The organism is Bacillus sp. NEAU-Y102 (assembly GCF_054788175.1).
Genome location: NZ_JBTWFK010000010.1, coordinates 58075 through 83317, shown reverse-complemented (window position 1 = coordinate 83317; position 25243 = coordinate 58075). Strand labels below are relative to the sequence as shown.

At 35.2% G+C, this 25243-nt stretch carries 19 protein-coding genes and 1 pseudogene; 7 read left to right on the top strand and 13 right to left on the bottom strand.

What is annotated here, in order from left to right:
- Positions 1-13 precede the first annotated feature (13 nt).
- Positions 14-1276: a VanW family protein gene (locus ACYFX0_RS23150; RefSeq protein WP_000777351.1), complete on the top strand. Its 1263-nt coding sequence runs from the start codon at positions 14-16 to the stop codon at positions 1274-1276.
- 42 nt (positions 1277-1318) lie between these two features.
- Here the strand turns inward: ACYFX0_RS23150 and ACYFX0_RS23145 are convergent, their stop codons facing one another.
- Together ACYFX0_RS23145 and ACYFX0_RS23140 are read right to left on the bottom strand one after the other, a co-directional pair.
- Positions 1319-1591: a hypothetical protein gene (locus tag ACYFX0_RS23145; RefSeq protein ID WP_000288803.1), complete on the bottom strand. Its 273-nt coding sequence runs from the start codon at positions 1589-1591 to the stop codon at positions 1319-1321.
- A gap of 16 nt (positions 1592-1607) precedes the next feature.
- A complete protein-coding gene (locus ACYFX0_RS23140; RefSeq protein ID WP_460271962.1) occupies positions 1608-2126 on the bottom strand; it encodes an RNase A-like domain-containing lipoprotein in 519 nt (172 codons plus the stop codon).
- 399 nt (positions 2127-2525) lie between these two features.
- Here ACYFX0_RS23140 and ACYFX0_RS23135 point away from each other — a divergent pair, with 399 nt between their 5' ends.
- A complete protein-coding gene (locus ACYFX0_RS23135; protein ID WP_000852229.1) occupies positions 2526-3074 on the top strand; it encodes a TVP38/TMEM64 family protein in 549 nt (182 codons plus the stop codon).
- A 63-nt stretch (positions 3075-3137) separates the two neighbouring features.
- On the opposite strand, the gene ACYFX0_RS23130 is transcribed toward ACYFX0_RS23135, so the two are convergent.
- The 3 genes from ACYFX0_RS23130 to ACYFX0_RS23120 form a co-directional block, all read right to left on the bottom strand.
- Positions 3138-4838, bottom strand: coding sequence for a M4 family metallopeptidase (locus ACYFX0_RS23130; RefSeq protein ID WP_000730377.1), 1701 nt, complete (start codon positions 4836-4838; stop codon positions 3138-3140).
- A 167-nt stretch (positions 4839-5005) separates the two neighbouring features.
- A complete protein-coding gene (locus ACYFX0_RS23125) occupies positions 5006-5134 on the bottom strand; it encodes an NprX family peptide pheromone (protein WP_000713580.1) in 129 nt (42 codons plus the stop codon).
- Between the two features lie 14 nt (positions 5135-5148).
- Positions 5149-6408 (bottom strand): tetratricopeptide repeat protein, encoded by a 1260-nt coding sequence (locus ACYFX0_RS23120; protein ID WP_081143493.1) that lies wholly within the window; start codon positions 6406-6408, stop codon positions 5149-5151.
- 198 nt (positions 6409-6606) lie between these two features.
- On the opposite strand from ACYFX0_RS23120, the gene ACYFX0_RS23115 reads away from it, so the two are divergent.
- The gene (locus tag ACYFX0_RS23115; protein WP_000150191.1) at positions 6607-8070 is read left to right on the top strand and encodes a nicotinate phosphoribosyltransferase; all 1464 of its coding nucleotides are present in this window, start codon (positions 6607-6609) and stop codon (positions 8068-8070) included.
- A 203-nt stretch (positions 8071-8273) separates the two neighbouring features.
- Here the strand turns inward: ACYFX0_RS23115 and ACYFX0_RS23110 are convergent, their stop codons facing one another.
- From ACYFX0_RS23110 to fdhF, 7 genes are all read right to left on the bottom strand, one after another.
- On the bottom strand, positions 8274-10640 hold the full coding sequence (locus tag ACYFX0_RS23110; protein ID WP_000796565.1) for a heavy metal translocating P-type ATPase: 2367 nt from the start codon (positions 10638-10640) through the stop codon (positions 8274-8276).
- Positions 10641-10663: 23 nt separating this feature from the next.
- Positions 10664-11041: an ArsR/SmtB family transcription factor gene (locus ACYFX0_RS23105; protein WP_000918378.1), complete on the bottom strand. Its 378-nt coding sequence runs from the start codon at positions 11039-11041 to the stop codon at positions 10664-10666.
- 305 nt (positions 11042-11346) lie between these two features.
- On the bottom strand, positions 11347-12762 hold the full coding sequence (locus ACYFX0_RS23100) for an amino acid permease (protein ID WP_001284899.1): 1416 nt from the start codon (positions 12760-12762) through the stop codon (positions 11347-11349).
- 103 nt (positions 12763-12865) lie between these two features.
- Complete coding sequence (ald, locus tag ACYFX0_RS23095) at positions 12866-13999, bottom strand: alanine dehydrogenase (RefSeq protein ID WP_001219743.1); 1134 nt, start codon at positions 13997-13999, stop codon at positions 12866-12868.
- Between the two features lie 369 nt (positions 14000-14368).
- Positions 14369-16240, bottom strand: a complete 1872-nt coding sequence (locus ACYFX0_RS23090; protein ID WP_001164710.1) for a glycerophosphodiester phosphodiesterase — start codon at positions 16238-16240, stop codon at positions 14369-14371.
- Positions 16241-16395: 155 nt separating this feature from the next.
- On the bottom strand, positions 16396-16878 hold the full coding sequence (locus ACYFX0_RS23085; RefSeq protein WP_001040538.1) for a helical membrane plugin domain-containing protein: 483 nt from the start codon (positions 16876-16878) through the stop codon (positions 16396-16398).
- 12 nt (positions 16879-16890) lie between these two features.
- Complete coding sequence (gene fdhF, locus ACYFX0_RS23080; RefSeq protein ID WP_000840671.1) at positions 16891-19827, bottom strand: formate dehydrogenase subunit alpha; 2937 nt, start codon at positions 19825-19827, stop codon at positions 16891-16893.
- Between the two features lie 300 nt (positions 19828-20127).
- On the opposite strand from fdhF, the gene fdhD reads away from it, so the two are divergent.
- Both fdhD and ACYFX0_RS23070 read left to right on the top strand, forming a co-directional pair.
- Entirely contained in the window at positions 20128-20934 is an 807-nt protein-coding gene (gene fdhD, locus ACYFX0_RS23075; protein WP_000529230.1) for a formate dehydrogenase accessory sulfurtransferase FdhD, read from the top strand.
- Between the two features lie 227 nt (positions 20935-21161).
- Positions 21162-21668, top strand: a complete 507-nt coding sequence (locus ACYFX0_RS23070) for a GNAT family N-acetyltransferase (protein ID WP_000405874.1) — start codon at positions 21162-21164, stop codon at positions 21666-21668.
- Between the two features lie 439 nt (positions 21669-22107).
- On the opposite strand, the gene ACYFX0_RS23065 is transcribed toward ACYFX0_RS23070, so the two are convergent.
- Positions 22108-22230, bottom strand: coding sequence for a hypothetical protein (locus tag ACYFX0_RS23065; RefSeq protein WP_001068392.1), 123 nt, complete (start codon positions 22228-22230; stop codon positions 22108-22110).
- A gap of 586 nt (positions 22231-22816) precedes the next feature.
- Here ACYFX0_RS23065 and ACYFX0_RS23060 point away from each other — a divergent pair.
- Positions 22817-24172, top strand: a pseudogene (locus tag ACYFX0_RS23060) (RNA-guided endonuclease TnpB family protein).
- A 341-nt stretch (positions 24173-24513) separates the two neighbouring features.
- Positions 24514-25185, top strand: coding sequence for a response regulator transcription factor (locus ACYFX0_RS23055; protein ID WP_000238957.1), 672 nt, complete (start codon positions 24514-24516; stop codon positions 25183-25185).
- The last annotated feature ends 58 nt before the right edge of the window (positions 25186-25243 follow it).

Here is a 25243-nt window from a genome sequence, read left to right as displayed (position 1 = left end):
TGGGGGGAAATAAATGAAGCTAAGTAAAATACTGATCGGTTCTGCAATTGCTGGGGGCATATTACTTTGTGTAGGCGGTGTTGGGGGATATCAATATGTCTCCAAATTAAATAATCAATTAGATACTACTGCATTACCGAATACTACATTTGAAGGTATTTCTCTCGATGGAAAAAATAAGAAAGATATTCAAGCAATTATTAATCAAAAGGTAACTGAATTAGATCAAAAATCCCTTACCTACATATTCCAAAACGATAAACAAACTTACACATGGAAAGATTTAGGGATAAATTATAAAGAGAAAGATATTATTGACAAAATCTTTAAAGAACAAGAAGGAAACGTAATGAATCGTTACAAAATGCGTAAGCAAGCTGAAAACGGTGAATTAAAACGTGACTATAAATTAACACCACAATTAAATGCAACAGCTTATGAAACCTTTATAAAAGATAAATATAATGAAACATTAAAAAATCCTATTAATGCAGAATTCAGTATTGAAGGCTCAACAGTAAATGTTAGTCAAAGCCAAAACGGAGAAAAAATTGATAAAGGGAAACTAAACGGTTTAACAAACGAAGCTATTACTACCGGTAAATCAGATGTCACATTGCCAGTCACATTCATAAAACCAGAACGCTCTACAGAAGACATACAGAAAATGGGGATTAAAGAAGTCATCGCTGAATATTCTACTCCAATGGCCGGCCGTAACGGAAATCAATCATTTAACGTAAATAAGTCAGCCAATACTTTAAGTGGGGTTATTGTCGCACCTGATGAAACGTTTAGTTTTAACGGCCGCGTTGGCGTAACTGATGCTGCACATGGTTACAAATCTGCAGCAGTATATTCACAAGGTAAAGTAATACAAAGTGCAGGCGGAGGAGTTTGCCAAGTCAGTAGTACATTATACAGCGCAGCTTTAAGGGCAGATTTAGGCATTGTTTCTCGAAGCAATCATTCTATGCCGGTAAATTATTTACCACTTGGGCAAGATGCAGCAGTAGCAGATTATGGTCCAGATTTAAAATTTAAAAATAATACGGGCAATCATATTTATATTCAAGCATTTTCAAATGGAGGTAGTATTACTACACGCATTTTCGGTACAAATACTGGTAAAAATGTTGAAGTTTCTTCTCAAGTAATTAGTAGGACTAGTGATAAAATCACAGCGGTTACGTATAAAAAAGTAACACAAAACGGGGAAGTAATATCAAATGGACAAATTTCAAAAAGCGTATATAAAAGCGCTCCAAAAGAATAGCTAATATCCACCGAATAGCATAAAGAAAAAGGCGTGATTATATCACGCCTTTTTCTTTTGCAGTAATAGTAAAAAAGTTTCAAGATGGTCTTTCGTTTCTTCTAAAGACCACATACGATTGCCTTGCTTCGCAGCTAATACACACGCCTCTTCCCACGCGTTCTTTTTCTTCATATTTATTAATTCATCACGTAATTTCAAAACAATTTCTTCGTCTTCTTGTTCAATAAACTCTTCCATCACGCTTACTATTTCATCCTCATGAATACTTAACGTACAGTACGATTTAAGAAAGTATTGTAATGTCGTATACATAATGTACTCCCCCTTCTTATTTATCAGATGGATAAGAAGTAATAATCTTAAACCCTAATTCTCCTGACTTATCTCTTGCTAAAACAGTAACAGTTTTTACCAACTTGTCTTTTACACTCATATTTTTCTTTATTACCGTTTTTCCAACCGGGAATGAATGTGTTGTATTTAATACGAGACGAGCCTCTTTAGAATTTTTTAACCAGTCTTGAATTTCCTTATCATGCTGCTTCAAACTATCTTTTACAGCTTTCGTTGCTGTTTCCTTGTCATAGTATGTACTTGCTGCTGATACTTTATCTGTCTTCAAGCGATTCTTCAAATCTTCTTCTGATTTGCCTACATGTCTTTCAATCGTATGACCATTTTTAGGTGGCGCTTCCATTTCATCTAAAATATTATCACTAATTTTTTCTACTGATGTCGATTGATTCCCTGTTTGTTTCTCTGTTTTTTGTTCTTTTCCTGCACATCCACTTAAGATCAGCATTAGTGCCAATAAACCACTCAAGAAAAGACTACTTATTCGTTTCATCATATCACCTCTTTCATGATTATTATCGCAACTTCACTAAAAGTCAATTTCACAACGAAAAAATCTATCAGTTTTCATTTTTTTCATCTATTTTTCCATATTTACCCGCGCAATTTCATCAACCCTCTATTTTTCGACTTTTTATAATATATACCCCCTATATTTTATGATTATTTCCCAGATGAAAACACTGATAATATAACTATAAAACTCTTTTATACAAAGGTTTTTATAGTGTTTTTTAAATTTTTTTAAAATACCCCCATTTTTATATACCTAATACCCATATAAGGTATAAAGACCACTTCTTATCAACGTTTTTCTACATTATGTAAATTTACCCTTGCCTATACAAACGAAATATGGTGTAATGCAAAAAAAGATAAAGGATTTTAAACAATGGCTGAAACGATTCAAAATTTCTTAACAGAATACTATTCAATCGCAATTCCACTTAGTATCTTAATTAACATCATCATTAGTCTTTTAGGTGTTATTCCTAGCATCTTTTTAACCGCCATTAATATACAGCTCTTCGGTGTAACAAATGGCACAATCATTTCGATCGCAGGTGAGGCCTTAGGGGCTATTATCTCGTTTTATATTTATCGCATAGGCCTTCAAAAGTTCACTCACGATAAAGTAAATAAGTACCCAAAGGTAGAGCGTCTTCTTTATGTAGAAGGTATAGAGGCCTTTCTACTCGTTCTATCGTTTCGATTGATACCTTTCATCCCATCAAGTATCGTGACTTTATTTGCAGCTCTAGGGAAAATGTCATTACTCTCCTTCAGTATTGCCAGTACAATAGGTAAAATACCGGCCTTATTGATTGAAGTATATTCGGCATATCATGTTATGAACGGAACAAATGAAGCGAAGTGGATTGTAACAATCGCAGGCGCTATTGGATTGTTTTATTTGTGGAAAAAATGGAGAAAAAAATAAAGAAGGAGCCTATGCTCCTTCTTTATTTTTGAAGTATTTTATTAATATCTGTCCCTTAAATCCTTAATTTACACCAACAGCACTAAATGATTGCTTCACTGCATTTACTTCTGCAGAGCTAGCACCATATAAATCCGCAGCAGCTTGTACTGCACCAGCACGAGCTTGACTAAATGTAGTAGATTGCGTGAAATACTGTGTATTTGCACGGTAGTAAATCGCACCTAATTTATCTTTACCAATACCAGTTACAGTTACACCAGAATGCGTACCACCATTTGCTAATAAATAAGCTTGTTTGTTAATAATACCACTGTTTGTATGAACGCCACCGTTATCACTTGAACCTGTGTAACGCTTAGAATAGTGGTCTGGGTCACCATATTTCGCTGGATCACTCATAGAGCGAAGCGCGTCTCCTGCTTTACCAGGCGTGTAAATATCTTCACCAATCTCCCAATCTGGGTTACGGTTATCATAGAATTCTACTAAAGTACCAAAGATATCAGAAATCGCTTCATTTAACGCCCCTGATTCATTTTGATAAATTAAGTCCGAGCTATTTTCCGTAACAGCATGCGTTAATTCGTGACCAATTACGTCAATTCCACCAGATAATGAAGTGAATGTTACACCATCACCATCCCCGTATACCATTTGTGAACCGTTCCAGAATGCATTATTATACTTACTTCCGTAATGAACTGTTGATTTTAATGGTGCTCCTGCATCATTAATAGAGTTTCTGTTAAATGTAGCTTTATAATAATCATATGTTCTACCTGCATAGTAATGAGCATCTACTGCCGCTGCATCATACGCTGCATTGAAAACATTATCTGCATCTGCCCATAATGTTCCTGGTAATGTTGAGCGGTTTTTCGCATCGTATGTGAAAATCGTTGCTCCGCGCGTATTATCTTGTAAGTAGTAAGATGAACCAGATAATGTTGTATTAAGTGATTTCGTATCTCCTAATACACCTTTACCAGTTCCTACTTTATTTGTTCCTGTTACAGGTTTTACTACTGCTTTCGCATCCTGTTTAGGAGCCTCTTGCTTAACTGGTGACTTATCTTCATTTGCTACATGATCCAATTTATTATATTTATTTAATACTTTACCGCTGTCTGCTTCAATGAAATAGTAGTAGTTTCCTGGACTAGGATCTAAGAAGTTTAGATTTACAACGTATGCATATGTTGTTTCTTCACCATTTTGATATACATATAAGTCCGCTTTTGGTTCTACCTCATATTTCGGTGTTACCCCTAAGTCTTGCTGCGCGATTTCAATCGCTTTTGCGCCTTCAATCTTATTTTTATTTTTCAACTTTTCCTTCTTGTCTAAATCAGGTGCAACTGTTCCAGACAATACTTTTAAAGAACCGTCTTTACTTACGTGAGCTACTTGAGTAGAACCCCATACAGGTACTCCTTCGTAAACTTGTTGCATACGTACTACTGTTGAATCAGTTACAGCATCTTTCTTCACTTGTTTCACTTTGAAAGAATCTTGCGCACTCTTTTCCCCTAGCTTGTAATCACCTTTTGCTGCGTTTAAGTAATCAAACACAACAGATTCTGCTTTCTTACCAGTCGCTCCAGTTAAATCACCAGAAATAAACTCAGGTGACTGTACTGTCTCATTGTACTTCTTCGTAGAGAGTACATTTTTAGAATCCGCAAATGCAGAGCCTGTCCCTCCAAACGTTGTAACTGCCATTCCTGTCGCTAACACTAACGCTAAACTTTTCTTTTTCATGAACCTTCCCCCTAATAAAATTTTTTTGAAAAAGAGTAGTTTCATATTAGCATTATGTTTTCACTATTAATATACTAAAAATTCAATTAATTTATTTCTCAAGTTTTGTAGAATTTTGAGGAACAAATATTGAAAAACCCCTTTCCGGTTGGAAAGGGGTTTCTTCATTATGAATTAATTTGTTCAACGGTTTTAGCTTCTTGACCAAGGACATCTGGTTTCCAAGCATACTGAATATCTAATACTATCGCCGCAATTGACATAATTACAAATGTTCCTACAATAAACTTTTTCATAATCTCACTCCTTTTTATTCTTCTAATAATTTTATTGCTAATTTATAATAATAATTACTTTCTTTAAAATCTGCGCATTCTTCTAAGTACTCCGCCAACTCTAAATATATAGTTTTCAAATCTTTTATATTGTTTTCAGCTTTAAAAAAAGGAACTACCTCTGTTTCCAAAAACCTTTTATAAGTATCTCTTTTTTCAAAATACTTATATTGTAAACTTAATAGTAAATATAACATTCCTTTGTATCTTTCAGCTTTCTTTGCAGCAAAAATACCTTTTTCAATCCATTTCTTCGCGTCTTCAAATTCTCCCAATTGAATACATTGTAAGGATAGTTCATACATAGCATCAATATAATTCATATCCTCTTCTTTTTTATACTTTAAACATTCTATATAATACTCTTTTGCCTTCACATAATTCTTTTGACGGTAATACAAATAACCAATATTATTTAAAGCGATTGACATAATATTATCTTTATCCGCAAAAGAATTTGCTTCTCTTAGAATATGATTATAGATTTCCATCGCTTCATTATATTGTTTTTTTCGAGTATAACTAAATGCAATTAGAAATTTACAATTAATTATATTTCTAAACTTATACTCACTCTTAAAGCCTTCTAACGCAACATTAGCAAAGTATAAAGTCATGTGGTCTATTTCCATCTGACTATATGTGAGCGCTAAATTATAATATATCCCCGTTTCATAATAGCCCAGTTCCTTCGCCATGGTTTCCGTTTGCAGTAAGTACTCCAAAGCCTGTGTATATTTATACTGTAAAGAATATAATAACGCCCTACTATACGTATAAAGCATTTTTTGAAATGGTGAATATTTTTTATACACCTTTTTCAACTTATCCAATTCTTCTTCAAGAGCTACTAAATCCCTTTTCATAATTAAATACCGCGTATACAGCAGTTTATAATAATTTATAATTTCAAAATCCAACACATGCTTCATTTCACCTTGTAACTCTTCATATATACGTTCTACTTGTGGCTTGTCCAAATGAACTAGTGCATTCAGCCATTCATCCAACTTCCCCTTCACATCTTCTTCTACATCCCTCAAATCCGTCACGGCAATTTCTAACCTTGTGCAGAGCAATTGTAGAATTTCTTCTGATGCTTCGATCTTTCCATTTTCGATTTTACTTAAGTATGAGACAGAACAAATGCCCTGACATAATTCTTCTTGTGTCATTTTTTGCTGAAGCCGTTTGTAAAAGACTTGTTTGCCTATTTTTTCTAATGTTTGTTGCATTGTCCTCCTCCATTCTCATTACCCCATTACTCTAATAATACATAAAATCTGGAGAAATATAAATTGATAAATATAAATTTTCTAAAAAATATGCATAATTTCATTTTTTTCTCTCTTGACTTCACTTCAATATCTCTTCTTTGCTACGAATGGTGAAAAATTGGTATACTATAACCAAATTATGGAGGTGTTCTCGCGATGACTCATTATAAAGACGATAGTTATGCCTTACATACAGACCTATATCAAATCAACATGGCTTATACATATTGGAAAGATGGTATTCATAATCGCCGTTCCGTGTTTGATTTATACTTTCGAAAGCTTCCATTCGAGAACGGTTATGCTGTTTTTGCTGGCCTTGAGAAAATTGTAGAGTACATAGAAAATTTCAGCTTTACTGAAAGCGATATCGCTTATTTAGCAGAATTACAATTTGAAGAAGAATTCCTTCATTATTTACAAAATATGAAATTCACTGGGACGATTCGTAGTATGCAAGAAGGTGAAGTTGTATTTAATAACGAGCCTTTATTACGCGTTGATGCACCACTTGGTGAAGCACAAATTATTGAAACCGCCCTCTTAAATATTGTGAATTACCAAACATTAATTGCAACAAAAGCTGCTCGTATGAAACATGCTGCAAGTAATGATGAGCTTTTAGAGTTCGGCACAAGACGTGCCCATGAGTTCGATGCCGCCCTTTGGGGGACACGCGCTGCCTTTATTGGTGGTTTCTCCTCTACAAGCAACGTTCGTGCTGGGAAACGCTTCGGGATCCCTGTAGCTGGCACACACGCTCACTCTTTCGTTCAAGCATATCGCGATGAATACGTCGCGTTTAAGAAATACGCTGAAACTCATAAGAAGTGCGTCTTTCTCGTTGATACATATGACACATTGAAATCTGGTGTTCCAAATGCAATTCGTGTTGCAAAAGAATTTGGGGATCGTATTGATTTCTATGGTATACGTCTTGATAGTGGTGATATGGCTTATTTATCGAAAAAGGCACGAAAACTACTAGATGAATCAGGGTTTACAAATACAAAAATTATCGCTTCTAGCGATTTAGATGAATACACAATTATGCACCTTAAATCTCAAGGGGCAAAAATTGACGTATGGGGTGTTGGGACAAAATTAATTACGTCCTTTGAGCAACCTGCATTAGGGGCTGTTTACAAACTAGTTGCGATTGAAGATACTGACGGAAAATTAAATGATACGATTAAAATTTCATCTAATCCTGAAAAAATTACCACTCCAGGACTGAAACGAATTTATCGTATTATCAATCGGGTTAACGATCATGCAGAAGGCGATTATATTGCGTTAGATTCTGAAGAACCTGGAAAAGAAGAGCGCTTAAAAATGTTCCATCCAGTTCACACATATATAAGTAAATTCGTAACAAACTTTGAAGCCCGTGAACTCCATAAAGACATTTTCGTTAACGGTGAAAGAACATATGAACTACCAAGTATATTAGATATTCAACAATATAATGAACAGAGTCTCGCTCTATTTTGGGAAGAATACATGCGAACTTTAAATCCCGAAGAGTATCCTGTCGATTTAAGCCAAGAATGTTGGGATCATAAAATGAATTACATTCAAACTGTTCGAGAACAAGTTGAAAAAAACATACAAAAGTAAACAGAGAAGTTTCTCCTTCTCTGTTTTTTCAATACTATATGGATATTTGTAAAAAATATATTAAAATAATACGACGAATGTTTTTTATTTGTAAATTTTAATATCATATTATTCAAAAGTAAAATAATATTTGATATTATTTTATTAAATCAATTTCAACAAAATAACCAATAAAAAAGAGGACGCAGGTTGCGTCCTCTTTTTTATAAATCTTTCACTCGTAATACACGCATTGCATTTAACACTGCAAGTAGTGTCACACCAACATCTGAGAAAACAGCTTCCCACATTGTTGCAATACCAAAGGCACCAAGTAATAGAACGATCCCTTTTACACCTAAAGCAAAGATGATATTTTGCCACACTATACTTCTTGTGCGTTTTGCAATTTTTACAGCTGTCGCAATTTTTGAAGGCTCATCAGTCATAATAACGATGTCTGCCGCTTCAATTGCTGCATCTGATCCTAAACCACCCATCGCAATACCAACGTCTGCACGGGCTAATACTGGTGTATCGTTAATACCGTCACCAACGAAGGCAATTTTTTCTTTTCCATGCTTCGCTGCATCAATTTTTTCAATCTCTTCTACTTTTTGTTGCGGTAGTAATTCCGCATGAACTTCATCTAAGCCTAATTCTTTACCGACAGCTTCACCAACTGTTTTTGCATCACCAGTTAACATTACTGTCTTTTTAATACCTAGTTCTTTTAACTTTTGAATCGCTTGTTTCGAATCCTCTTTTACCTCATCAGAAATAACAATATAACCTGCATATTTTCCATCTATAGCAACGTGAACTAATGTACCTACTGTTTCTGGTTGTTTAAATTCAATATTTTCTTTTCTCATTAATTTTGCATTACCTGCAAAAATTTCTTTTCCTTGTACTTTTACGACTGTACCGTGACCAGAAATTTCGTTATAATCATCGATTATTTTTTCATCAATTGATTTTCCATATGCCTTTCGAATAGATTGGGCAATTGGATGGTTAGAATACACTTCAGCAAATGCCGCATACTCTAATAACTCTTCGCTTGTAGTACCTTCGCTCGGTTCCATTTTTGTAACTTTGAAAACACCTTTTGTTAATGTTCCTGTTTTGTCAAAAACAATATATTTTACATCATTTAAAGCTTCTAAATAGTTACTACCTTTTACTAACACACCACTTTTAGATGCACCACCGATACCTCCAAAGAATCCAAGAGGAATGGATACAACTAACGCACATGGACAAGAGATTACTAAGAACACTAAAGCTCTATAAATCCACTCAGAGAATGTAGCCCCTTCTAAAATAAGCGGTGGAATAAACGCCATGATCGCCGCTGTAATAACTACAACTGGAGTGTAGTAACGCGCAAACTTCGTAATAAAGTTTTCTGTTGGTGCTTTTTTACTGCTTGCATTTTGAACTAAATCTAAAATTTTCGATACAGTTGATTCACCAAATTCTTTTGTAACTTCAATTGTCAACACGCCGTTTTGGTTCACAAAGCCACTTAATACATCATTTCCAACTTCAACTTCACGTGGTACAGATTCACCAGTTAATGCTGAAGTATCTACCATTGATGTTCCTTCAATTACTTTTCCGTCTAATGGTACTTTCTCACCTGGCTTAACGATAATATAATCGCCAATTTGTACATCTTCTGGTGATACTTGTTTCGTTTCATTTCCAACCTTTACATTCGCATAATCAGGACGAATATCCATTAATGAAGTAATTGATTTTCGAGAGCGGTTTACCGCAATGCTTTGGAATAGTTCTCCTACTTGATAAAATAGCATTACTGCTACAGCTTCTGAATATTGCTGAATTGCAAAAGCTCCTACAGTTGCAATTGCCATTAAGAAGTTTTCATCAAATACTTGGCCACGAGTTATGTTTTTTACCGCTCTCCAAACGATATCTCCACCTATTAATAAATAAGCAAGGACGAATAACGGAATTGTTACCATTTGTGGTAAGCCCGCTAATGCAGCAATTGCCGTCAAAATTCCGCCAACCACTAATCTCCCTACCATCTTTTTCACATTTGCTTCACCATGATCGTGACTATGTCCGTGGTCATGACCGTTCTTCTCTTCACGAACAACTTTCACATCTGGCTCTAACTTTTGAACGACATTTGTTATATTTGCTACAGTCGCTTCTAGTTCTCTTTTATTCGCAACTTCTACTCGTAGTTTCTTCGATACGAAATCAACAGTTGCTTCTGAGACAGCGGGCATTTCCTTAACTTTATTTTCAATTTTCATTGCACAGTTCGCGCAATCTAAACCTTCTAATATAAATACTTCTTTAGCAATTTTATTTTTTTGTTCTTCTTGCACTTTAATATGCGGTTCTAATTTTGTAACGAGTTGTTTTGCTTCTGTAACAACTTCGTTTTCTTTATTTTGTGCTGTTTCTAAGATCATTGTCTTTGTTGCGAAGTTTACAGAGCAAGAATTTACTCCTTCTATATTCCCAACACCTTTTTCAATTTTCATTGCACAGTTCGCACAATCTAAACCTTCTAACATCAATTTCTTTTTCACTAATGCTTCAGCCATCGTTCTCCCTCCTCGCGTTCTTTTTATTCTTCTTCGTTTACGTGCTCAAACGCTTGCTCGAAGATATGAATTACGTGCTGATCAGCTAACGAATAATAAACAACCTTTCCTTCTTTACGATTCTTTACAAGTTTCGCTTGCTTTAACACACGAAGCTGATGCGAAATAGATGATTGTGTCATTCCTAATAAATAAGCTAAATCACAAACGCACATCTCAGCTTCAAATAGCGCATGTAATATTCTCGTACGTGTACGGTCACCTAATACTTTAAATAGTTCTGCTACTTTACTTAAACTTTCATCAGTTGGAATTGTTTGTTTTACTTGCTCAACAACTTCTTCATGAATTATCGTTTGAGAACATGTCTCTTGTGGTGTTTCTACTTTATTTCCAGCCATTATAGCTCACCTCTTTAATTGAACATATGAACAATCATTCATATATTTTATACTCTTATTATATGAGCACCTGCTCATATGTGTCAATGAAATCTGAATTTTTTTATGAACATTTTAATAAGGCATATACATATTTTCCGCATCCTCTATATTCTCATACAAAAAAGGATGCACAAGTCGCACACCCCTTTTTTTCATATTCCGACATAAAAATTCAACAAAGTAATATATGTTCCCTTTATTTCAACAAAAGAAAAAGCCTTGCGCGCTCCCTAGACGCACAAGGCTTACTGTGTTATATCCCTTTAATTAGCTTGATCTAAATTATCCTGCGAACTGCTATCGTCTTTTAAATGACTATGTTTTTTCGAATAAACAAAGTATACAACTACTCCAATTGCTAACCAAATACCAAAGTATATCCATGTTGTTAACGGTAAATTTACCATTAAGAATAGACAACATGCAATTGAAATAATCGGTAAGATCGGTACAAGTGGTACCATAAATCCACGTTGTAATTTCGGATGCGTTTTACGAAGAATGATAACAGTTACACCAACCATGGCGAATGTTAATAACGCTCCAATATTCGCTAAATTCGACAATTCTTTTAAATCGATAAATCCAGCAATTAAAGCACTACCAATTCCTGTTAACCAAACTGAAAATGTTGGCGCTTCAGTCTTCTTGTTAATTTTCGCAAAAGATTTTGGTAATAAACCATCACGGCTCATTGCGAAGAATACACGTGTTGTCGCATAAATGTAAGCGAAAATTACAGCCATAATACCAATTACAGCTCCAATTGCAATTACACCAGCCACTTTATCTTGTCCTACAACTTCTAACACATACGCCATAGCTTCAGGTACATCTAATTCCTTATAAGAAACCATACCTGTCATAACGAGACAAACTACAACATAAATAATTGTACAAATAACTAACGAAGCAATAATACCAATTGGTAGATCACGTTGCGGATTTTTTACTTCTTCAGCAGAAGTTGCTAATGCATCAAATCCTAAGAAAGCAAAGAATACTGCTGCTCCCCCTGCGAACACTCCACTTAAACCGTAAGGTGCAAATGGTATCCAGTTTTCTGGTTTCACGTAGAATACACCAACTGCAATGAATAAAACAACAATACCAATTTTAATTAATACCATTATGTTATTCACACGCTTACTTTCTTTCGTACCTCGTGATAATAACCAAGTTATCACTAACGTAACAATAACTGCTGGTAAGTTTACCATACCACCTTGCGCTGGAATCGTTAGCAACGCTTTCGGAATTTCAAGTCCCAGCCCACTCACTAAATTATTGAAATAACCCGTCCATCCGCCAGCTACTGCGGCAGTCGTTACGACATATACGGATAACAATGTCCATCCCATTAAATGAGCAACAAACTCACCAATTGTTGCATACGAATATGTGTACACACTACCTGAAACAGGAAGTGTAGATGCAACTTCTGCATAACATAATGCTGCAAATCCACAAACAATTGCTGCAATCATAAATGAAAAAATAACTGCTGGACCAGCATCTCTTGCTGCTACTAATCCAGTTAATACTAGAACTCCTGTACCAATTATCGCACCAATCCCTAGCATTGTTAGGTCAAATGCCCCTAGCGTTTTCGTCAAAGTTTTACTTTTACTTTCCCCTAACAATTGCGTAACGGATTTCTTTTTAAATAGGTTGGCCACGATGTATGCCCCCTTTTGCCAAGAAGAGCTAAGAGATCTTCACTCTTAGCTCTTATCATGTTGTTTTATATATTGTTCGATTTTGTTTTGTATAATGCTTCTATTAGCAAGATACTGTCTTTGCTTCTAATAATTCTTTAGCACCTTTGTACTCTACACCGTGAGCTTCTGCAACTGCTTCGAATGTTACATAGCCATCTAATGTGTTAATACCTTTTAGTAATGCAGAGTTACCTAGGCAAGCTTCTTTGTAGCCTTTGTTAGCAATTTGTACTGCATATGGTACTGTTACGTTTGTTAATGCAAGAGTTGATGTACGTGGAACCGCACCTGGCATGTTTGCAACTGCATAATGAACAACGCCGTGTTTTTCGTAAGTTGGGTTATCATGAGTTGTAATACGGTCAGTTGTTTCGAAAATACCACCTTGGTCAATCGCGATATCTACAACAACAGAACCTGGTTCCATTGATTTAATCATTTCTTCTGTTACAAGTTTTGGAGCTTTTGCACCTGGGATTAATACTGCACCGATTACAAGATCAGACTCTTTAACAGCTTCTGCAATATTGTAAGGATTAGACATTAAAGTTTTTACTTGGTTTCCGAAAATGTCATCTAATTGACGAAGACGTTCTGCGCTTAAGTCGATGATTGTTACATCCGCACCTAGTCCAACTGCAATTTTAGCAGCATTTGTACCAGCTTGTCCACCACCGATGATTGTTACTTTACCACGTTTAACCCCTGGAACACCTGCAAGTAAGATACCTTTACCGCCTTTGTTTTTCTCAAGGAATTGTGCACCAATTTGTGCAGCCATACGACCAGCTACTTCACTCATAGGTGCAAGTAATGGTAATGAACGGTTTTCTAATTGTACTGTTTCATATGCGATAGAAACAACTTTTTTCTCGATTAAAGCTTTTGTTAATTCTGGCTCTGGAGCTAAGTGTAAGTATGTGAACAAGATTAAGCCTTCACTGAAGTGTTTGTATTCGCTTTCAATTGGTTCCTTAACTTTCATAACCATTTCCATGTTCCAAGCTTCTTCAGCTGTATCAACAATTTTTGCTCCCGCTTCAACATACTGAGCGTCTGTGAAACCAGATCCTAAACCTGCACCCTTTTGAATGAATACTTCGTGATTGTTACGAATTAAATGTACAACACCTGCTGGTGTCATTGCCACACGGTTTTCGTTGTTTTTAATTTCTGCTGGTACCCCAATACGCATAATGAAATGCCCCCTTATAATTAACAGAAAAAAGAGATTCTTTTTTCTTTTTGTAATAATTAATAACTTATGTCCTTATTCTAGCATAACTTAAAAGTTATGAAAACGCTAACATACCATTTTCCTAAAGTTTTTATATTTAGAATAGTGTAAATATATAAAACATTGATTCTATTAGGGGTTTTGTGTCATTCCATTATCTTTCACTCTATTTTTATTATACTATTTCAAAATAAACAGCAATCATTTATTATTTGACAATAATGTAACAATGTAAGAAACCTAAGCGATAACGTATACATATACAGTTATTACTTTACTCAATACTTTAGAGATATATTCTTTTCACAAAAAAACAGCTGCTAGCATTTAGCTAGCAGCTGGGTAACTTATAAATAACTTAGAAAATAAATCATCTGTCGTTTCAGTAATTTTATCAAACAGATCACTTTCTTCCGCTTCTTGCTCTTTTAACATCTTAATTGTTTCACGTGCATCTTCAGGATAATCGGTTATGATACCATCTACGTTTAACTTATAATATGCCTTTAAATTTTCCATATCATTTACTGTCCATACGTAAATTGGTTTGTTTAACTTCCTTGCTTCTTTTACTAATTTCTTATTTAACATATATTCTTCTGCTACGTAAAAGTCAGCCTTCACATTCTTTAAGTTAGCTCTACTTGCATACAATATATACCCTACTTTTATATCTGGATTTGCACGTTTAAACTCTTTAATAAGTGGATAGTGTAACGTTTGAATTACACATTGCTTCTCAAATTCATTATCTTTAATCGTTTTTAAGACTTTGTTTACAAAATCTTTTTCGCCCCCATGAAGCTTCACTTCTATATTAAGTTTGATTTTGCCATTTGCTAGCTTAATGATTTCATCAAGTGTACTTATTTGTCCTGAAAGTCCATCTTGACTAAGGGTAAGCTGCCTTAACTCAGCCATCGTTAAATCTGACACATGCACATTGGCATTGGCAAGACGCTTCAGCTTCAAATCATGTATAACCGCTAGTTCACCGTCTTTCGTTTGTAATACATCTATTTCAGCGTAGTCTGCTTTTGCATCAATAGCACCTTGCACAGCTTCTTTCGTATTTTCTACGCCTTTTGATATATACCCGCGGTGCGCCATAATAATTGGTTCTTTATACGAATTTGAAATAAACGTTACAATGAAGGCAACAACCATTCCAGCAGTAATAATCCCCACAATATATACGCCAATAAATTTCCAACGATGTTTTTGGAAGAAACATTTATCTGCTTTCGTTTTCGAATAATCTAATCCTTCTTCTAATAAAACATCTTCAACCGGTACCTTTTGTAAGTATAATCGCGTAATCGCCATAATATAAAATGGCGTCACGATAAAACTAAATAAATACAATGTACTCGTTAAAAATACAGAAATCGTTGATTCTGCTAATAATGCAAATGTTCCTTTCGGATTTGTAAATTCATAAACACCCCATAGGCACAATAAATATATTCCCAAAAATACGACATATACAATTCCAATTGAAATAAAAAATCCTACTAAAAAGAGCAGTACTTTAAAAAAGCTTTCCTTTACTAAAGTTGCACTTTTACGTGCTGCCACGCGAAATGATTTTTGCTCTAAAACAACAATAGGTAGAACGAAAATCCATCGAAGATTTATATACGCGACTACAGCAAAGAACGTGTAATAACCAACTTGTCCCATCGTTGTCTTAAACAGTTCTCCTGTAATGAAGTTAGGAATTTGAATTTGCGGGATTAATGCCGTTTCATATCCCATATTTAAAAGAGGCAACAATACGACAGCATATAAAATAAATCCTGGTAAGCAATATGTGAAAAGAGTAGGTAAATACGTTACCGTTTTATATAAAATCGGACGTAATTTCACCTTCTGTCTTTTATGAGCGAAATACGAAATAATAATAAGCACCGCAAATTCTGTAAAGATAAGAAACAGTGCTAACAATGACAAAATTACGATTGCTAAGATGCCATAAGGCGTCTTTAAAAACGCTAATAATTCATCATTTGTCGCATTTGCATAACCACCAAAATACAATAATTTATTAAAAATGATTCCAAATAGTGGAACAAACACAATCGCTGCTAATAATTTATAAGCAAGTTGAAAAGTTAATACATTCCAAAAAGCAAATTTAACTGTTTGAAAGGAATGTCTCATTACTCCTGGTATAGATAGTTTTTTACGGTGTTGCATATACTCCTCCAAATTCTAAAACGGTATTTGAGATGGATTCCATATTTCCAGTTCTAATCCATCTTTTTAATAATAATATATTCCGCTTAACATGAACACTCTTATACATATAATGAAAAAAGTGATGGCTACTTCCCATCACTTTTTCATTTATTCTATTTTTTCTCTAGCCCTTGTCCAAATGCTTTCAAGAAGCTAAAACCGAATGTAATAGCTCTATTGATATCTGGATCTTTTAATACTTTAAAGAAATCCATCACTTTTGTTTTTTTACCACAATTTAATTCATCTGTTGCAAATTGCAATCCTGTAACTAAACTTGACGTAATTTGCTTCGTTATTTCTGGGTCAACTGAAGATAACGCTTCTCCTGCCCCCATCATATTATTTAACGCATTTTTAACGGGTTCACGATTTAATTGCTCCACAGCGATTTTTGAAACATCTTCCTTCGCAGCAAGTAAACTAATTGCCGCATCTAATATACCAGCCTTCTGCAACTGTGCTAAAAGCTGCATCGTTTCTTCTACTGCTTCACGATTATTAGATAGCTCATTTAGAAGTTCATCTGCTACTTGCTGTTTCTGTTCTTCCTCTGTTACAACTTTCTTTTTAATTACAGTAATTTCTTTCGCCACTATCTCCGCCCCCTAGTCCACAAGTGATACGTATTGTTTTCTTTGCCATTTTTGCTCGATTTCAACACCGTTTTGCGGATTACGCTTTTTATCTCTCGGGTTTGAAGATGGTAACGGACGATTCCCTTTTTCACGTAGTACACGCATCTTTACCATCGTTTGTTTGTACGCTGGTGTACATGTATAAAGATCTGTCGCCGTTCCAGTTAAAATATTGATTGCCTCTTCATTTACCGTTGCATGCATCGGTAAATATAGCTCTTTCCCCGTTACACGATCTGTAACAAGTGCCTGTACTTTAATTTTCCCAAATGGTGATGCTAATTCTACAAGACCACCATCTTTCACATTGCGCTCTAGGGCAAGTTCAGGCGAGATTTCAACGAACACTTCAGATACTTTAGATAAAATACCAGCCGATTTATTCGTCATATTCCCTTCATGGAAATGTTCTAACATACGACCATTATTTAAAAGTAAATCATACTCATCTGGTGCTACAACTGGTGGTACCCATTCATCTAATGATAGACGAGCTAGTTTATCCGGGAAGTTAAATCCGTCCACATATAATAGCGGTGTATCACTGCCATCATGGCTACCCCAACATAAACTATTCCATCCTTCTAAACGATCGTATGTTGCCTGAGAATATAAAGGTGCAAGCGATGCGATTTCATCCATGATTTCACTTGGACTTTCATAATTCCAGTCCCCGCCAAGTGCACGAGCTACTTTTTGTAAAATCCACCAGTCTGGCTTTGAATCACCAAGCGGCTTCAATACTTCATATAATCTTTGAATACGGCGCTCTGTATTCGTAAATGTTCCCTCTTTTTCTAAGCTTGGTGCTGCCGGTAAAATAACATCAGCAAAACGAGCTGTTTTCGATAAGAACATATCTTGAACAACAAGGAAATCTAAATTCGCTAAAATATGTTGTACATGGTTGGCATTCGAATCTACTAAAGCCATTTCTTCACCCATAACATACATACCACGCAGTTTCCCTTCATCTGCCGCCAGTAACATTGCAATATTATTTAAGCCTGGTGCTTTCGGAATTGTAGTACCGTATGCTTTTTCAAATTTCGCACGGAGCGCATCATCTGAAACTGCTTGGTAACCTGGAAGCCAGTTTGGTAATGTTGCCATATCACAAGCGCCTTGTACGTTATTATGTCCGCGTAATGGATATGCTCCTGCACCAGGACGACGATAGTTACCCGTAACAAGCAATAGATTTGAAATTGCTGCTGAAGTTGTACTTCCTCCAGTATTTTGAGTTACACCCATTCCCCAAAGTACACAAGTACCATCTGCTTCATATACCATACGAGCCATTTCTTTCAGATTTTCTTTCGAAATCCCCGTAATTTCTTCTGTATAATCAAGCGTATACTTTTCTACCATTTTGCTATATTCATCAAAATTCTTCACATTTTCAGCTATGAACTTTTTATCGTGCCAATCTTGATCAATAATATATTTCGTAATACCAGCGAGCCATACGTAATCAGTTCCTTGGCGCGGATGAATGAATAAATCCGCACGCTCTGCCATTTCATGTTTACGAAGGTCTGCCACAATTAATTTTTGGTCATGTAATTTATGAGCACGTTTTACACGCGTTGCAAGTACAGGATGTCCTTCTGTTGGATTTGCTCCAACGATAATGACAAGGCCTGCTTCCGCAATATCTTTCACTGTTCCAGCGTCCCCGCCCATACCGACAGTTTTAAATAAACCGTCTGTTGCTGGAGATTGACAATAACGGGAACAGTTGTCTACATTATTCGTTCCATATATTTGACGGGCTAGTTTTTGCATAAGATAATTTTCTTCATTCGTTACTTTCGAAGAAGAAATAAACCCAAATGCATCACTTCCATATTCTGATTTAATATGCTGCATATTGGATGCAACAACTTCCAGAGCCTCTTCCCATGAAGCTTCAACAAACATATCTCCTTGGCGAATTAATGGCTTTGTAATACGATCTTCACTGTTTACAAAATCCCATCCAAATTTGCCTTTTACACATGTGGAAATACCGTTAACCGGCGCATCTGAAACAGGCTGCACTTTCAAAATGTGGCGGTCTTTCGTCCATACTTCAAATGAACAACCTACACCACAAAATGTACAAACTGTTTTTGTTTTATTCACTTTCGTCTTACGCATCGCAGCCTCTACTTCTGAAACTGCTAAAATACTACTATATCCCGGCTCTACATCCTTTACAAAATCAATCATCGGATCTAACACATCCGGTTTCAATCCTGTCATGAATCCAGCTTCACCCAGCATTGTTTTTTCCATTAACGCATTACATGGACATACTGTTACACACTGCCCACAACTTACACAAGATGAGTCATTTATACTTACACCATTGTCCCATATAACACGTGGACGGTCTAAGCTCCAATCAATTGATATAGTTTCATTCACTTGTAAGTTTTGACATACTTCTACACACTGCCCACAAGCAATACATTGATTTGGATCATATCGATAAAATGGATGTGACATATCCACTTCACACGCACTTACTTTTGGCTCATACGGATATTTCTGTTCCTCAATTCCCATCATATGTACTGTATTATGGACTTTACAGTTACCATTATTGTTATCACAAACGGTACAATACAATAGATGATTCTCTAATATTCGATCCATTGCCTCAGTCTGTGCCTCTTTTGCACGCTGGGACTGTCTTTCGATATGCATACCGTTCTCTAATTTCGTTGAACAAGCACGCAATAACTTTCCATTTACTTCTACAATACACGTATCACAAGTTTGAATTGGATCTACTTCTGGTACATGACAAATTTGAGGATGTTCCAAATTACTCTCGTTAAATAATTGTAGTATCGTCTTTTCACCTGATGCAGAAAATTCTTTACCATCGACGGTTACACGGACTGTCTGTTCTGCCATAGTTTCCCCTCTCCTTACAACCAACTGTACAACACAATTATGAATCCGTTTTCAAAATCGCATTACTGTACATATTTTTGAAACGCTCTACCCAAATACTTTCTTATGAAGTCGATTCTAGATGTTATAAGGTATAACTACGAAAGCTTGAAAATATCACTATTCTACAGTTCTATTATATCGTACATATACAATAATAACCAAAATAATCTGTGATCTTCTTGTTAATAGGTGTTTTTATTTTTTCCATTGTTTTATGATAAATGTGGGAGAGAAATACATATAAAAGGGGAATTAAATATGGGGCCTACGCAAGAGACTTATACAATTGTACGTTATCAATCTGGTACATTTTCAAAACAACTTGATGAGATTGTCACAGAATCTCCTATTACTATTAAATTGAATGGTGAAGAATATGTAACAGTCGTATGCACACCAAATTATATTGAAGATATGGTAATTGGTTTTTTAATTTCTGAGGGGATTATTTCTTCCTATAAAGATGTTGAAGAACTATGGGTTCAAAAAGATAACGGAATTGTCCATGTAAAATCATCAAAAGTGAATCCGCTCTATCAAACTTTATATAATAAACGATACATCACTTCTTGCTGCGGAAAAGGTAGACAAGGTTTTATTTTCGTAAACGACGCAGCAAAAGCAAAAGACTTACATGATATACATGTAAAAATTACTCCTGAAGAATGCTTTCATTTAATGAATACCTTGCAACAATCTTCTACTACATTTCGCCAAACTGGCGGTGTTCACAATACCGCGCTATGTGATCGAAACAATATCCTCCTATCAAGAATGGATATTGGAAGACATAATGCATTAGATAAAATATATGGTCATTGTTTGCGTAACGATATATCCATTAAAGGAAAAATCATCGCATTTAGCGGACGTATTTCATCCGAAATTTTACTCAAAGTTTCAAAAATCGGATGTGAAATTGTTCTATCTAAATCCGCTCCAACAAAACTGGCATTGCAACTTGCCCATGATTTAGGCATTACAGTCGTAGGGTTTATTAGAAATGAATCTTGTAATATTTACACACATCCAAAACGAATTGATGGCTATCAATCCAATGTTTAAAAAATAAATCCTCAATCGAGGATTTATTTTAGTTATAAAAATGTAACATATTAAACACTTGAATAGTTAACAAAGTTAATATATAATTTCATTACATAATTAAAACAAAACATTGTAGCATATATCTTTTCATTCTTTTACAAATTAAAAGAGAATACTAACAAAACATATACTCAATCTTATAAAAGTAATGGATTTATTTGAAATCCACCAGGGAGGTTACAACTATGGAAATTCGCTTATTAACAACAGAGGACGCAGAAATATATTTAAAAGTTTGTATGGAAGGTTTAACGAAAAATCCGGAAGCTTTTAGCTCTTCTTATGAAGATGTTTTGAAACATGAGGATCCTGTAGCTGCTATGGCTAAACGATTAAGCAATCCGGATAAGTATACTCTAGGTGTCTTCAAAGATAATGATTTAATTGGTATCGCTACTTTAGAAACAAAACCATTTATTAAACAAGAACATAAAGCAAAAATTGGCTCCGTTTTTGTTTCTCCAAAAGCACGTGGTCTCGGAGCAGGACGAGCTCTCATTAAAGCCATTATTGAAAACGCCGATAAATTACATGTAGAACAACTTATGCTCGATGTTGTAGTTGGTAACGCTGGTGCCAAAAAATTATATGAATCATTAGGTTTCCAAACTTACGGCGTACAAGAACGTTCATTAAAACATAACGGTCAATATTGGGACGAGGAACATATGGTTCTGTTCTTAAATGATTAATACTTCAATATAAAGTGAAACTTTACTCAGTGGGGGATTTTTCCATCCCCCACTGAGTATTAGCTGAACCAATCGGGCTTTTACGGGGTAGTTTTCCAAAAACATCTTTCTTAATAAGAAAGATGTTTTTTTGCATTACAACAATGTAATCTTCATGTCACCTTTATCGATCGTACCAATCCTTACCATTCATTATACTAAAAATATAAAGTGAAACTTTAATTAGTAAAGCACCAATCACAAAATGAATGTATAGCATTCAATTGATATGTAGAGGAGAATGTGACATGAAACAAAACAAACGAGCTGTTCTTTTAATATTTACTACAGCAATTGTAACTTCTGGTTTAGCAATTTCACCTTGGTTTATCATATAGGAATACTCCCCTAATAATGAAAAAAGCTGATTGCTTCTTAAGAAGCAATCAGCTTTTTTATTTTATAAAATCCCTAAAATTTTATTTACGCAACTTATAATAATAACCATAGATACGGCAACACACATGACAACCGTATTACGATCTTGCTTTTCTTTTTTTGAAATTTCTTCTTTTGGATTCATGTGTATGATCTCCTTTTAAAAAAAGTGTGAGATAGGAAATTTTTCTTATCCGATGCGAGGTGAATACGAAAACCCTCTCTATCTCACATACACAATAGAATGGAATTGTCATTTTATAAATAAAATGACATGACGTTATGTCGCAACATAGGGTATTTTGTGTCGCTACGTTTTCTATTATAAAAAATAGTTGTGCAAAACTAGTGCATTTTTTATGTCAATTACTCTGAGCGAAAAAATCAGCCCTCCATTCAATCACATAAAAAGAGTTTTTATCCTTTTCGGCAAGAAGACTCCATCTGATTTGTGTTACGGGTGAAACCCAACAATTCAGGTGGAGATGAATTGCCGTCAGTCAATAAGGCTGAACTTTTTTGTTTCTTTTTGTCTTACGATACAATCTACTCTTAGATAAGGAGGGTATAGATCGTAAAACAACGAAATTGAATAATGATAATCATTCGGTTACTTGAGCCAAAAGGAATTACGATGAAGACTATATTCACATTTTGTTCCGTTTCATTTCAAATATTATCTTAGGGAAGAAATAATTTTAATGAACTCTCTGAGAAAGGTGGTGAAAACAATGGTTAAAAAGAAAGCAGTGAAAGTATTACGCAAACAAAAGAAAAGAGAAAACATGCAATGATTCACGCAGAAACAAAATATCGGACGAGCTAGTCTGACTGCAAAAGAATTCCGCTTACTGCAACGCATGTCACATAGTTCAAAAGCATTGCGAAATGTTGGATTGTACACGATGAAACAAAGTTATTTGAACCATAATAAAATGGCTACTGTAAAAGAAGTAGATACCGCCATGCAAGCCGATATGAACTACTGGGGCGTGCAATCAAACTCTGTGCAGGCTATTCGTAGAGCCTTATATGCAGAAGTGAAGAGCTTTTTTAAGGCATTGGAAACGTGGAAGAAAAATCCTGAAGCATTCACAGGGCGTCCTAATTTTCCGAATTATTCTCATTCAACTGACAAACGAATCATTGAAATCTATCAAGTGCCAAAAGTGGATAATAACGGGTATTGGCTGATTCCGATGAGTGTTGCATTCAGAAAAAAATTCGGTTCCATTAAAATACGTATGCCGAAAAACTTAAGACATAAAAAAATCTCCTACATTGAGCTTGTACCGAAGCAAAAAGGTCGGTTCTTTGAGGTGCATTACACATATGAGATGCAAGTTTCTCAAATGAAGAAAACATCCACGACTACGAATAACGCTTTGAGTTGCGATTTAGGTGTAGACAGATTAGTAAGTTGCGTAACCAATACAGGTGATACATTTTTAATTGATGGTAAAAAACTAAAAGCCATTAACCAATACTTCAATAAAATGATACGTAGTCTGCAACAGAAAAATGTTGAAAACGGAATTTCAAAACGAGTTGTAACGAACAAAATGGCTGCACTTTGGCATAAACGGGAAAGGCAAATAAATGGTTACATTTCACAAACTGTAGGCTTGTTGTTTAAAAAAGTGAAAGAATGTAGTGTAGATACGGTTGTAGTAGGTTATAACGCTGGTTGGAAACAAAAATCAGATATGGGAAAAAAGAATAATCAACAATTTGTTCAAATCCCGTTTCATAAACTGATTGCGGCAATTGAGAATAAATGTATAAAAGAAGGCATCCGGTTTTTCAAACAAGAAGAAAGCTATACTTCAAAAGCTAGTTTTCTTGATAAAGATCCGGTTCCAGTTTGGACTAAGGATGATAGGACACACTATCACTTTAGTGGCAAACGAATGACTCGTGGTCTGTACCAAAGTAAAGCAGGAACATGTATCCACGCTGATATTAATGGTGCGCTGAATACATTGCACAAATCAAAAGTGGTAGTATTGAAAGAGAATCTTAAAGTGAAAACGCCGATTCTATTAGAAGTGCAAAAACGTAAGGCTGTTGCTTCGCGCATAGCTTAGTGGGTGCGTCAACCATCCATATGTACTCGACTTGTCGGGGCTTGTAGCACACGCCAGATTCATCTGAGTGGTGGCTTCTTCCACAAGGGAGAATTGCTCTTTTTCGAAAGGGTGGTGCAAGTGGGAAAACAATCATTCGTTGCCAGTACCAACCAAAAACATACTTGGGGTGTTACCATAAGGTGGCATGAATGCTAGAGCGTCAAACTGTCTAGCGATGGACGAAAAGACCTAGCGTTCAAACTCAAGCCCCCACTGAAACGATTCATTTCAGTGGGGGTAGTTGACTATTTTCATGTAAACTATACAAGTAGAATGAACAGTTTGGGGTGCACAAGATTATGGTAAAAATTTTATTAGTAGACGATGAAGAACGTATGTTACGATTATTAGATCTGTTCTTAAGCCCTCGCGGCTATTTTTGTATGAAAGCTACCTCTGGCCTTGAAGCACTAAAATTAATCGAACAAAAAGAATTCGATATTATTTTATTAGATGTTATGATGCCAAGTATGGATGGATGGGATACTTGCTATCAAATTCGTCAAATTTCCAACGTTCCTATCATTATGTTAACAGCTCGCAACCAAAACTACGATATGGTGAAAGGCCTCACGATGGGCGCAGATGATTATATTACAAAACCATTTGATGAGCATGTATTAGTCGCACGAATCGAGGCTATATTACGCCGTACAAAGAAAGATGGCTTTGTTAGTTTCAATGGTATTGAGTGGGATAAAACGAAACATACTGTCACAGTTTATGATGAAAAAATCTCATTAACTCCTATCGAATTTTCGTTACTCGGACTATTTTTGCAAAATACAAACCGTGCTTATAGCCGAGATGATTTAATCGAAAAAATTTGGGGCTATGAAACAGATATCGAATATAGAACAATTGATTCACACATTCGTAATATCCGTGATAAACTACGCAAAAAAGGATTTCCAATTGAAGATTACCTAGAAACGGTCTATAAAGTCGGATATAAATGGAAAAGTGAATAATTACTTCGGTCAGTGGGAAATCGTATACCACTGACTCTTTATTATGAATAAGGTATGG

Coding starts and splice junctions, on each gene's coding strand:
- fdhF (WP_000840671.1), bottom strand. CDS start 19,827: ATGGCAGAACAGACAGTCCGTGTAACCGTCGATGGTAAAGAATTTTCT.
- ACYFX0_RS23115 (WP_000150191.1), top strand. CDS start 6,607: ATGACTCATTATAAAGACGATAGTTATGCCTTACATACAGACCTATAT.
- ACYFX0_RS23145 (WP_000288803.1), bottom strand. CDS start 1,591: ATGTATACGACATTACAATACTTTCTTAAATCGTACTGTACGTTAAGT.
- ACYFX0_RS23140 (WP_460271962.1), bottom strand. CDS start 2,126: ATGAAACGAATAAGTAGTCTTTTCTTGAGTGGTTTATTGGCACTAATG.
- fdhD (WP_000529230.1), top strand. CDS start 20,128: ATGGGGCCTACGCAAGAGACTTATACAATTGTACGTTATCAATCTGGT.
- ACYFX0_RS23130 (WP_000730377.1), bottom strand. CDS start 4,838: ATGAAAAAGAAAAGTTTAGCGTTAGTGTTAGCGACAGGAATGGCAGTT.
- ACYFX0_RS23065 (WP_001068392.1), bottom strand. CDS start 22,230: ATGAATCCAAAAGAAGAAATTTCAAAAAAAGAAAAGCAAGATCGTAAT.
- ACYFX0_RS23110 (WP_000796565.1), bottom strand. CDS start 10,640: ATGGCTGAAGCATTAGTGAAAAAGAAATTGATGTTAGAAGGTTTAGAT.
- ACYFX0_RS23070 (WP_000405874.1), top strand. CDS start 21,162: ATGGAAATTCGCTTATTAACAACAGAGGACGCAGAAATATATTTAAAA.
- ACYFX0_RS23120 (WP_081143493.1), bottom strand. CDS start 6,408: ATGCAACAAACATTAGAAAAAATAGGCAAACAAGTCTTTTACAAACGG.
- ald (WP_001219743.1), bottom strand. CDS start 13,999: ATGCGTATTGGGGTACCAGCAGAAATTAAAAACAACGAAAACCGTGTG.
- ACYFX0_RS23150 (WP_000777351.1), top strand. CDS start 14: ATGAAGCTAAGTAAAATACTGATCGGTTCTGCAATTGCTGGGGGCATA.
- ACYFX0_RS23090 (WP_001164710.1), bottom strand. CDS start 16,240: ATGCAACACCGTAAAAAACTATCTATACCAGGAGTAATGAGACATTCC.
- ACYFX0_RS23105 (WP_000918378.1), bottom strand. CDS start 11,041: ATGGCTGGAAATAAAGTAGAAACACCACAAGAGACATGTTCTCAAACG.
- ACYFX0_RS23135 (WP_000852229.1), top strand. CDS start 2,526: ATGGCTGAAACGATTCAAAATTTCTTAACAGAATACTATTCAATCGCA.
- ACYFX0_RS23125 (WP_000713580.1), bottom strand. CDS start 5,134: ATGAAAAAGTTTATTGTAGGAACATTTGTAATTATGTCAATTGCGGCG.
- ACYFX0_RS23055 (WP_000238957.1), top strand. CDS start 24,514: ATGGTAAAAATTTTATTAGTAGACGATGAAGAACGTATGTTACGATTA.